Here is a 10,990-nt window from a genome sequence, read left to right as displayed (position 1 = left end):
TGTTCGCACTCCGAGCTTGCGGTATTTCTCAACAAGTGCCATGAACTCTTTGAGCCGCGGATTTTCAGTGGCGTCGATCAGCGGGAGTTGCCCCTCATACACGATCCCCCGCGTACCATTGAGGGTGACCCAGTCGCCCTCTTTGTAGGTCTTGCCATCCACAGTCATGCATTTCTTTTCGGGGTCGACTTTGATTTTCCCCGCACCAACAATGCAGCACTTGCCCCACCCACGGGCAACCAGCGCTGCGTGACTGGTCATCCCACCGCGCGCGGTGAGGATTCCCACGGCCGCCCGCATGCCTTCGACATCCTCGGGGTTGGTTTCTTCACGAACCAGGATGACTTTCTTCCCTTTTTTGGTCCATTCGACCGCGTCTTCACTCGTGAAGACGATTTGTCCACACGCTCCGCCAGGGCCGGCGGGCAACCCGGTCGCAATGGCCGTGGCCTTTTTCTCGGCGTTCGGATCGACAATCGGATGGAGCAACTCATCAAGCTGCTTGGGGGCTACCCGGAGAACGGCCGTTTCCTCGTCGATCAGACCTTCCTTGAGCATATCCATGGCAATGTTGAGAGCCGCCGTTCCCGTCCGCTTGCCCACGCGGCACTGCAGCATGTAAAGCTTGCCTTCCTGAATGGTGAACTCGATGTCCTGCATGTCCTTATAGTGCCGCTCCAGGCGATTGCGAATATCGAGGAGCTGCTGGTAAATTTCCGGCATGGCCTCTTCCAGCGACGGCAGATGCTTGTTCTGCTCCGTCTTGGTGGCTTTATTGAGCGGGTTGGGGGTCCGGATGCCGGCCACCACGTCTTCGCCCTGCGCGTTGGGAAGCCATTCCCCGTAGAACTGGTTTTCGCCGGTGGCGGGGTTGCGGGTGAAAGCCACCCCGGTTGCCGAAGTGTCGCCCATGTTCCCGAAGACCATGCTTTGGACGTTGCAGGCTGTTCCCCAGTCATCGGGAATGCCTTCGATCCGGCGATAGGCCACCGCCCGTTTGCCGTTCCAGCTCTTGAACACTGCGGCAATTCCGCCCCACAGTTGTTCGAAGGGGTCATCCGGGAACGGCTTGCCGAGGACTTCCTTGACCTTGGCCTTGAAAGCTTCACAAAGCTGTTGGAGATCTTCCGCCGTCAGATCCGTGTCCTTCTCATAGCCTTTCTTGTGCTTGAGCTCTTCCATCATCCGCTCGAGCTGGATGCGGATTCCCATTCCTTCGGGTGGCTCGATTCCCTCGGCCTTTTCCATGACCACATCGGAATACATCATGATGAGCCGCCGATAGGCGTCGTACACAAATCGCGGGTTGTTTGTCTTTTTGATGAGTCCGGGAATGGTCTTGCTGCACAAACCGACGTTGAGCACCGTTTCCATCATTCCCGGCATGGACCGACGGGCACCCGATCGGCAGGAGACCAGAAGGGGATTTTCCGGATCTCCGAACTTCATTCCCATCGCCTTTTCGACTTTTCGAAGTGCCTCCTCCACCTGCTCCTTCAAGCCCGGAGGATACTGGCCCCCGTGCTGCATAAAATAGGTGCACACTTCTGTGGTGATGGTGAACCCAGCCGGCACGGGAAGTCGCAGGTCGGGATGGCCCGCCATTTCGGCGAGGTTGGCGCCCTTGCCGCCCAGCAAATTCACCATCGAGGCATTCCCTTCGGTCCCCTCCGGTCCAAAAAAGTACACATACTTCTGTGCTTGCGTCATTGTGAACACTCCTTGACAATTTCCTCTGACAAAAACTTGATCTATCGGGCGGTTTGTGTGTGAAACGCTGCGCCCGCCTTCCTGCTTCACTGTGCCCAAACAGAGCGACTTTTCGCACTAAAAGAATTACGTAGTTTACCTCTTATTTGATCACTCGTCAACGAACCGCGATTCCGCGCATCGCCCATTTGTATCCACCGTCTAAGGCGGTAAATGTTTCACTTCTTTCGTTGGACCCGAGAGCTTTCTCATCCTGGCAGTTCATCCCGGGGACCAGGTTGTCTCACCTGGGACCGTCGTCTGACTTGTGGAGTATGATATCCACGCGACGGACACTGAATGAGTCTTCGCCCGAGAAGACCAGCCACATGCTCTTTCCCGTTCGGTCCATCCACTGGGTGGGAAAGCAGCCGCTTTCGCCGGGATCCATGTCCCACTGCTCGGTATGGAACACGGTGGTCCACGGGCCCCAGGGCTCTGGGGCATCATAAACACCACAGCCTCCTACCACCGGGGCGCCGTCTCCCCTCGTCTGTTTGGGATACACATGAAACCACACGTATCGCTTCAATGCGGGGTTGTAGGTGATTCCTGAACGCCAGCAATGACTCGGATGCCGGAAAACCGTACCCTCGCTGAGCCTTCGAAGCCGTTCTGATGAGAGACCGACTTCCTCGGGCTGAGCCGGCGCCCACTCAAACGGTTTATCGGCCCAGCCCTGCCACGGCGTCGCCACTATCAGCGTCAGCGCACCTATCCACAACAGAAGAGGACCCTTCAACATGAGGCGAACTCCTCCAGCAACGGTGACATCCTGTTGGCGAAAAATGAACGTTCTTAGCAAGTATTGAAAGTGGTTGACTGGCTCCGGGCCACCACGCGCGCGACGCAATGCAGACCGGCGTATACTGTCCCGGGCAAACGAGGATTATAGTGTCCCCCTCGAATCTAGCGAGCGACTCGATTTGGTTCTACCATTGACAGTTTGCCGCCGATCGTGGTGTGGTCCCTATTTCGGGGTGCTGCAGGCCACGCCTGACCAATGGAACTGGTTCGTATCACACCGAGAGTTTCTTCAAAGGAACAACCATGGATATTCGCAACCCAGATCAACCGGTGGCCGATTCTCGCGCTGTGACCGCCCAACTTATTGTTTACGGTACGCTTCTTGAGTGTGCTATTGGACTGGTGGCGGTCGTGGCGGGCTGGGTGCTGCGTCTGCCGCTGTGGGAAGTTGTCCGTTGGGATTTTTCCGCACTCGGCGCAGGTGCACTGGCGACTTTGCCGATGTTGCTTCTGTTGCCGGTCGTGCGCTACATGCCGGGACGCGTCTTCAAAGAGCTCCGCGCTCTGATGACCCAAATGATCGCCCCTCTGTTTCGATCGGCGACGATCGGCGAGATGGCCATGATTTCTTGTGTCGCGGGCATTGGAGAGGAGGCTTTTTTCCGAGGCATCGTGCAAAGGGGCCTGGCGACTCTCCTGGGAACACCCAACACGTTGGCGCTGGCAGATCCTGCAACGATTCTGGCGATTCTTGCAGCCGCGATTTTGTTTGGACTCGCTCATCCGTTATCAAAAATTTATGTCGTCTTGACGACGATTCTCGGCGTCTATCTCGGGGTTCTTTTCGCGGTGAGCGGCAACCTGCTCGTCCCTATGGTGGCTCACGGACTCTATGATTTTGTGGCCGTTCTTTACCTTGCGCGCTTCTGGCCTGGCAATCGGGCAGTACAAGAGCAGCAAGACCAAACTGAGTAGTCCCCGTGATTGCCCCGTCTCACAGAGCCTGCGGAGGTTAATCCTTTATCCCAGAGACCTTTTCGTCGGACATGGGCTTTCACGAGACCGCGGTTGGCAGCACCCTGCGCAATTGCCTGCTGGTGGCTTGTTCAGGTCCTTGGGGAACGGATAATCAGGGGCGCTGGATCTTTCCCTCCCCGGATTTACCGCAACGTCAGCCGGTCATCGCCTGAAGGGGTATGTCGATCCAGCGGGTCGTCCGAGTCCTGAAGGTGTGCTGGAAAATGAGAAATTCTCGGGAGATTGCCCATGAGAGGCCAAAAGTTGCAACGGGAACATATGTGTCCGGCTGGAAAAGTGGGCATCGTCCGTACTGTACTCGGGGGCTTGGTCATTCTCGGAATTGCAGTCGGAGCGGGGGCCGCTCTGGCGGAGCCTGGCCGGGGAGCTGGTGACGTTGTGACGTCGTTACAGGGGACGGCCCCGCTTACTATGGAGGGCGACCCGGCCTCGCAAATGATTGATGCGATCGATCAGTTTCTCGACAGGGAAACTGCACGGACGGTTGCCCGCCGAAACCAGGTTTGGAAAGAACAATTCAAATCCGGCCAATGGCCCGAAGAGTGGATCACGTCGCGAAGGGCCCGACTGGCCAAGATCCTTGGCGTGAGGGATCCCCGAGTCGCGTCGCCGCGGCTGTCCATTCTTGCCTTGGCGGGCCGGGATCCCGTTCTGGCCAGTGGGCCGACATACGATATTTACGCGGTGCGCTGGAACGTTTTCTCCGACGTCACAGGGGAGGGACTTCTCTTGGTACCGCGGAGCAATGGCTCGCGTGCCGCGGTCATCGCGATTCCGGATGCCGATGTTTCTCCCGAGGCGCTTGCAGGCCTGTCACCGGACGTGGCTCCAGAATCCCAGTTTGCCCGGCGGCTCGTCGAGAGCGGTTGCACCGTGCTAGTACCGCAACTCATTCCTCGGGAAATCGCCAAGCGCAGAAATGTCTCGCTGACCCACCGCGAATATCTGTATCGTCCTGCCTACGAACTGGGCAGGCATATCATCGGGTACGAGGTTCAAAAAATCCTCGCTGCGGTGGATTGCTTCGCTGCACAGGGCGACACGGCAACGAAACCGACCGTCGGGGTCATAGGTTGGGGGGAAGGCGGCATGCTGGCCCTGTACGCCTCAGCCCTGGATGATCGGATCCGGGTAGCCGCCGTCAGCGGTTTTTACGGACCCCGCGAAGCCACTTGGTCGGAGCCGGTCGATCGCAATGTTTTCTCCCTGCTCAAGGATTTTGGGTGTGCCGAAATCAGCCTCCTGATGTATCCGCGGCCCCTCATTGTGGAGGCCGCCCGTGGTCCCGAAATTACTGTTCCAAAAGGATTGGGCGGAGCACCGGGAAGTTTATCCACACCCCAGTTGGAGGCCGTTCAGTCCGAGGTTGCTCGGGCTGACAACTCGCTGAAACTGGCCCATCTCTCCAGCCATCTCACGTTGGTAACGAGTGGAGATGGCCGAGGTCCGTATGGCTCGGAAGCCTGTTTGAAGACCTTCCTGCATATGCTGGACCCCAACAGCGATGTCAGTGCGGTCGCACAGGGACCGCAATGGCGGCGGGAAAATCCCTGGCAAAGCGATCGTGTGCAGCGTCAAATCGAGGAACTCGACCGACATATTCAAACATTTCTGGAGCAAAGTTCCGACGTCCGTCGGCAGTTTTGGTCACGTCTGGACACGAGCTCTCTCGCCAGATTCACAGAAACTGTGGAGTGGTACCGCGAATACTTTTACGAGGAGGTGATCGGTCGGATCGACATTCCGCTGGGCGATCCCCATCCACGGTCACGACGGGTCTACGACGAACCAAAATGGACCGGGTACGAAGTTGTCCTGGATGTATTCGACGGCGTGTTTGCGTATGGGATTCTCCTCGTACCGAAGGACATCAGGCCGGGAGAGCGGCGCCCCGTGGTGGTTTGCCAGCACGGGCTAGAAGGGCGTCCCCAAGATACGATCCAGGGAGACCACCGTGCCTATCACAACTTTGCCGCACGGCTTGCCGAACAGGGATTCATCGTATTTGCTCCGCAAAATCCCTACATCTTTGGCGACCGATTCCGCACCCTTCAGCGGAAGGCAAACCCACTCGGAAAGACGCTTTTTTCTATCATCGTGCCCCAGCATCAGCAGATCGTGAACTGGCTCAGTACTCTGGACTTTGTTGACCCCGCTCGGATTGCGTTCTACGGGCTGTCTTACGGGGGCAAGACAGCCATGCGCGTGCCGCCGCTGGTGCCCCAGTACTGTCTCTCCATCTGTTCTGCCGATTTTAATGATTGGGTCTGGAAGAACGCCTCAACCCGGAGCCAGTACAGTTACGTTTTCACTGGAGAATACGAGATTTTCGAATTCGACCTGGGGGAAACCTTTAACTACGCCGAAATGGCGACGCTCATTGCTCCACGCCCGTTTATGGTGGAACGGGGTCATTTCGACGGTGTCGCACCGGATGAGCGGGTCGCCTACGAATATGCCAAGGTGCGATTCCTCTACGAGGCACTCTTGGGGCTGACGGACAAAACAGAAATCGAGTGGTTTGTGGGCCCACACACAATCCATGGAGTGGGAACCTTCCAGTTTCTGCATCGTTATCTGGGATTTTGAAAAACCCGGATAAGCGGCCGCGCTGACCATCGGCGTGGCCAAGTAGTCACGACGCCCGGTAGCCGATGCATCCCCATTTTTTGGAAGGATCTGTCGCAAGCAAGCGCCACAGCGCGCGGTAGGGGCCATTCATAAAATGCCGCCTGCGTTTTTACGGGAGTTGAACGTGGCAGCTAAGGATCGGTCCGTGAACCGGATTGTCCAGGGTCGCAATGAGAACCTCACCGGCAGGTCCCTGGGAACTGAACTCCACTTCTGCGGAAGGACAGGGCGATTTCAAATTTTCTTCCCACCGACAGAGAAAAAGTGGGGATGACTCAGGCCTGGCAGGGCTGTGGATGGAGACTCGGCCACCGCCCCGACGCCATTACGGGGCGTAGCCCGGGAAAATCCGGTGGAAAACCCCTTTCCTTTTGGGAATTTTCTTGCATGGAAAGGTCCTGGGCGTTTCGGGAATCAAATGCTCTGCCGTAAAATAACTTGGTGGAGTTGCGTTGTATACGATTCGATTCAGAAAAACCGAAAAGGGGAGGGACCATATCAGAAAGTTAATGGTGTACGCATATATGACACCGGGCAGTTCGCGTGGGAAAAGGATGCCGGGATAACTCGGAACGGTCCGGCTTTCTGTCAGAAACACCGATCGGGCGGAAGGAGCGCGGAAAGGTGCCCTCACTGTTTGTTATTCGGGGAAACGATCAGGGGACTCGCTTTGAGCTGGAAGGGTCGGTCATCACCATTGGGAGAGACTCTTCCAACAAAGTGCAATTGCACGACGCGGGGGTTTCTCGCCATCACGCCGAGATTCGGCGGGTGGAGAATCGCTATCGGCTCATCGACTTGAACAGCTCCAATGGGACAATCGTCAACGGCAGGCGGATCCAGGAACACTGGCTCAACAGTGGCGACCAGATTCAAATGGGGCGGACGCTCATGCTGTTCACGTCTCCCGCGGAGGAATCCGAACGCGAAGCCACCTGGAACGTTTCCATTGCTGCGGAGCCGGAGGCCGAAAGATCCCAGATTGTCAGCGTCGTCAGTTCGGAAGAGGGAAATCGCCTCCTGCGAGGCCAGGGATTTGCGCCGGATTCCTGGCTGGCACAGGCGCGACGGAATCTGGAAATCGTCTATCACACAGCCCTGGCGGTAAGCCACACGCTCGATATTGAGCAGCTTCTCAACCGTATCATGGATCTCATCTTCGAATGGGTGGAGGCCGACCGAGGGTGCATCATGCTTGTCGATCCCGATACAGGAAAACTCGTGCCCAAAGTGAGGCGGGTGCGAAAAGGCGTGGTGGCCCCGGAAAAATTGATCATCAGTCAGACAATTCTGGACTATGTTCGGGAGCGCAACGAGGGGGTTCTCACCAGCGATGCGCGGCACGACGAACGATGGGACTCGGGAGCCAGCATCGTGCAAGCGGGTATCCGCGAGGCGATCTGTGTTCCCATGCAGGGGCGATATGGTGTTGTGGGCGTAATTTACATCGACACGTCCACATCACCGCAGGAGATGATTCGCCGTGGGCAGGTGAACAAATTCACCCAGGATCATCTCATGCTGATGATTGCCATAGGCCATCAGGCTGCGCTCGCTGTAGAGGACACCCACTATTACCTGGCCATGGTCCAGGCTGAGAGATTGGCGGCCATCGGTCAGACGATTGCTACCCTCTCTCACCACATCAAGAATATCCTGCAGGGAATTCGTGGCGGGGGCTATCTGATCGAGATGGGGTTGAAGCAGCACGACGAGGAGCTCATCCGCAAAGGCTGGGCCATCGTCGAGAAAAATCAGGCCAAGATCTCGGGACTGGTCATGGATATGTTGACCTTCAGCAAGGAGCGGGAGCCCGATCTGCAGCCCAGTGATTTGAACCAGTTGCTTCAGGACGTTGTAGAGCTCATGCAAGCCCGGGCGGAGGAAAGCGAGATCGATTTTTCCTGGGAACGGGAGTCGGACATTCCGACACTGGTGTTCGATCCCGAGGGGATCCACCGGGCTGTCTTGAACCTCGTGACAAACGCGTTTGACGCGGTGGCCGATTCGCCGCCGCCACGCAAAGTCCGCGTTTTCAGTCGGTACGATCCCGAACAGGGGAAGGTATGGATCGGTGTGGAGGATAATGGCCCGGGAATTCCGCCGGACATGCTCGACAAGATTTTCAGTCCCTTTGTGTCGCTCAAGAAAGGTTCCCGCGGTACTGGCCTAGGATTGCCGGTGAGTCAGAAGATTGTCCAGGAGCACGGCGGCCGAATTACTGTCGAATCCGCCCCCGGTCAGGGCACGCGATTCACGATAGAACTCCCGGCTGTCCTGCCCAGTGAGGCAAGCGGCTCGGTCACAGCGACGCAGGAAAGTCGCGCGGTCGAAACACCACCACAGGGTGGACAAGCCATGTAGAGGTCAGGCTTTAACACAACCGCAAGGATCTTATCTCGGCAGGTTGCTCAGCCAGGGAAATCACCCGGAGGGGGCGGCTCTTCGGGAGGGGTGGCGGGCGGAATAAATTTGGGGGCCACGGGAGTTTGCCGGTCCTCTTCGTTTTCCGGGCGCTGACTGCGGCTTGGAGACGGTGGCGGTGTCTCATTGATCGCCGACCGCAGCTCCTGCTCCAGCCCCTGCATTCCCTTTCGAAATTCGTTCAAACTCTTGCCCAGCGACCGTGCCACTTGCGGCAATCGGTTACCAAACAAAAGCAGCGCCACGAGAAGGACTATCAGCATCTCCGTGCCGCCGGGCAGGGAGAATTGAGCGACGGGCAACACTGAGACCATGGTGGACAACCTCCGTTTCACCTCAGCGCGAGGGCCGCACGCTCACAGCGCCGAGGTTCCAGGCCGAAATCGGTATCACGTCACTTGGCCGACTGAGAAGGCTGTTCCTCCTCGACTGCCTTCTTGTCCTGCTCCTCATCTCCACCTTCGTCCTGGAGCCCTTTTTTGAACTCGACAACCCCACGTCCCAGCGATCGCATGACGCTCGGCAAACGATTGCCGAACAGGAGCAGGATGATTAAACCGATGATCATCATTTCCATCCAGCCAGGTAACCCGAACATGTGGAGTCTCCTTTGTTTCGATAAGCAGCGGACCCTCTGACCCGAGCTGTTTCCCGCGCCAGCCTGCAAAACCGGGCAGGAGGGTTTCCGCCGCTTTGTCTTTCTTTGCTATTCCCCTCCCTGACGATTCATCAAAGTCACATTCTCGGACGGACTCACGACAGGGGGCCAGTTTCCGTGGAGGCTGTACCGATAGATCGCGTACGTTGACCGTCTCCTCGTTCATCAATCCATTCTAGTCCGCACCGAATCAGCGGGAAATGCCCGGGGAGAGTTCCCGTGTAGGATCCGCGCGAGCACTTACCCGGCAGGCCGCCCCGTCCGACCTATCCCCACTTTTGCTGGAACCTACGACATGCTACCAGCACAATGGGTTGTAGGGGCAATTCATGAGTTGCTCCTACCGTGTAACCCGCAACTGAACCAGGCCAACCAAGCAGTGGGAATCCGCTCGGTGAAAATGGATTCTCCAAAGGTTGGAGTGCGAAAGTGAGAAGTACGTCCCTCTTACAAATGCTTTGGAGGGGACGCTTGTCGTGCCCGCTGAAACCCGATGTGCGGTCTAACGCTGCAGAGCGGATGTGAGAGGTACATCCCGTCGAAAGTGGAGCTGACAGGCAGGTCTTTCCGCGGTGAATCTTGCTCCGTCGCAAACCCCTGTGGACATCCGCGTCCCTATTGGCGCAGGACAAGCAGGGATGTGTCAGGATTTGCTTCCCGTTGACAGGTTCGGTGGCTTTGCCAAACTAAAAGGTGAAACCCAGGCGAAATGGAATTCGGAGAAAAAAACTATGGCAATTTTCGTCGTTTGTCCGGGTTGCCGAACACGATTCACCGTCAGTGACAAGTTCGCTGGGAAAAGTGGTCCGTGCCCCAAATGCAAAACGGTCATTCAGATCCCCCAGCTCGAGGAGCAGGTTGTCATCCACGAGCCGGAGATGTTCGGCAGCGGTGGTCGCGGTATTTCTGGCGAGCTCACACTGAAACCGATCGCGCGGATGGAACGCCGCTTCACACCGGTAATGATTCTCTCTATAGTGGGCGGCGTGTTGGTGGTGTTCGTGGGAACTCTCGTTTTGGGTCACGCGGGGGTTTTTCGCGATAATCTCTGGCTCCAGGCGATCGGCCTGGCAGCGGTCACTGTCCCTGCGAGCGCCGGTGCCTACGAGTTTCTCCGCAATGAAGACGACCTTCAACCACTCCGCGGCCGTGATCTCTGGGTGCGAGCGGTGATATGCGCAGGTGGTTATCTCTTGCTCTGGTGGGGGTTTAACTGGCTCGTCGCCAATTTTGTCACGGAAGAGTTGTGGACCTGGGCGATCGTGATCCCTCCTGTATTCGCAGCAGGAGCATTCGTCGGATACCTTGTGTTTGAAATCGAATTCGGGGCGGGATTTCTCCATTTCACGTTCTTTGCCCTGGTCGCCGTCATCCTGCGATGGGCGGCAGGATTGGGATGGATCTGGACGCTGCCCAGTCCGCCAGCACCTTATCCGATCGGATAAATCGATACCAACCCGGGCAACGTATCGTGGGCAGCCCGGTGTCCTTTCAGCGCGTCCGTAGAAAGTCAGCCTCATCCTGGAGCCTGTTAGAAGACGCCACTCAAGCGAGCTTCGCGATCAGGTAGGATCACACGAGACTGACCGCGGGAAGAGCGTGTTCAAGAATTCTGACGGAACGTCCCAGAAGCAGGGATCCACAGAATGGGGGATCATCCCGCGATAGGGATAATATCCCGACCGGCAAATCGCCGAAGAAAGCTCTTCGTAACAGGCTTCCGCCTGGTCGACCTGAAGAGAG

The 10,990-nt window shown here is 57.2% G+C and carries 9 protein-coding genes; 4 read left to right on the top strand and 5 right to left on the bottom strand.

Annotation, left to right across the window (positions count from 1 at the left end):
- Together H5U08_RS03340 and H5U08_RS03335 are read right to left on the bottom strand one after the other, a co-directional pair.
- On the bottom strand, nucleotides 1-1,710 hold a 1,710-nt coding region (locus H5U08_RS03340), incomplete at its 3' end, for a pyruvate, phosphate dikinase (protein WP_297030098.1).
- Nucleotides 1,711-1,993: 283 nt separating this feature from the next.
- On the bottom strand, nucleotides 1,994-2,494 hold the full coding sequence (locus H5U08_RS03335; RefSeq protein ID WP_297030095.1) for a hypothetical protein: 501 nt from the start codon (nucleotides 2,492-2,494) through the stop codon (nucleotides 1,994-1,996).
- Nucleotides 2,495-2,799: 305 nt separating this feature from the next.
- On the opposite strand from H5U08_RS03335, the gene H5U08_RS03330 reads away from it, so the two are divergent.
- The 3 genes from H5U08_RS03330 to H5U08_RS03320 all read left to right on the top strand — a co-directional run bounded on the left by H5U08_RS03330 (nucleotide 2,800) and on the right by H5U08_RS03320 (nucleotide 8,529).
- Nucleotides 2,800-3,471 (top strand): CPBP family intramembrane glutamic endopeptidase, encoded by a 672-nt coding sequence (locus tag H5U08_RS03330; protein ID WP_297030093.1) that lies wholly within the window; start codon nucleotides 2,800-2,802, stop codon nucleotides 3,469-3,471.
- 291 nt (nucleotides 3,472-3,762) lie between these two features.
- Nucleotides 3,763-6,123, top strand: a complete 2,361-nt coding sequence (locus H5U08_RS03325; RefSeq protein ID WP_297030089.1) for a dienelactone hydrolase family protein — start codon at nucleotides 3,763-3,765, stop codon at nucleotides 6,121-6,123.
- Between the two features lie 666 nt (nucleotides 6,124-6,789).
- On the top strand, nucleotides 6,790-8,529 hold the full coding sequence (locus H5U08_RS03320) for an ATP-binding protein (protein WP_297030086.1): 1,740 nt from the start codon (nucleotides 6,790-6,792) through the stop codon (nucleotides 8,527-8,529).
- Between the two features lie 47 nt (nucleotides 8,530-8,576).
- Here the strand turns inward: H5U08_RS03320 and H5U08_RS03315 are convergent, their stop codons facing one another.
- The gene (locus H5U08_RS03315; protein WP_297030083.1) at nucleotides 8,577-8,903 is read right to left on the bottom strand and encodes a twin-arginine translocase TatA/TatE family subunit; all 327 of its coding nucleotides are present in this window, start codon (nucleotides 8,901-8,903) and stop codon (nucleotides 8,577-8,579) included.
- An 80-nt stretch (nucleotides 8,904-8,983) separates the two neighbouring features.
- Nucleotides 8,984-9,187: a twin-arginine translocase TatA/TatE family subunit gene (locus H5U08_RS03310; RefSeq protein WP_297030081.1), complete on the bottom strand. Its 204-nt coding sequence runs from the start codon at nucleotides 9,185-9,187 to the stop codon at nucleotides 8,984-8,986.
- Nucleotides 9,188-9,978: 791 nt separating this feature from the next.
- On the opposite strand from H5U08_RS03310, the gene H5U08_RS03305 reads away from it, so the two are divergent.
- Nucleotides 9,979-10,692, top strand: a complete 714-nt coding sequence (locus tag H5U08_RS03305) for a hypothetical protein (protein ID WP_297030078.1) — start codon at nucleotides 9,979-9,981, stop codon at nucleotides 10,690-10,692.
- A 117-nt stretch (nucleotides 10,693-10,809) separates the two neighbouring features.
- On the opposite strand, the gene H5U08_RS03300 is transcribed toward H5U08_RS03305, so the two are convergent.
- Nucleotides 10,810-10,990 (bottom strand): hypothetical protein (locus H5U08_RS03300; RefSeq protein WP_297030076.1); only part of this gene is annotated, 181 nt, incomplete at its 5' end.

This window comes from Thermogutta sp. (assembly GCF_014359955.1).
Lineage (GTDB): Bacteria > Planctomycetota > Planctomycetia > Pirellulales > Thermoguttaceae > Thermogutta.
The sequence above is the reverse complement of the archived record's forward strand: the minus strand, read 5'-3'. Positions and strand labels throughout refer to the sequence as shown.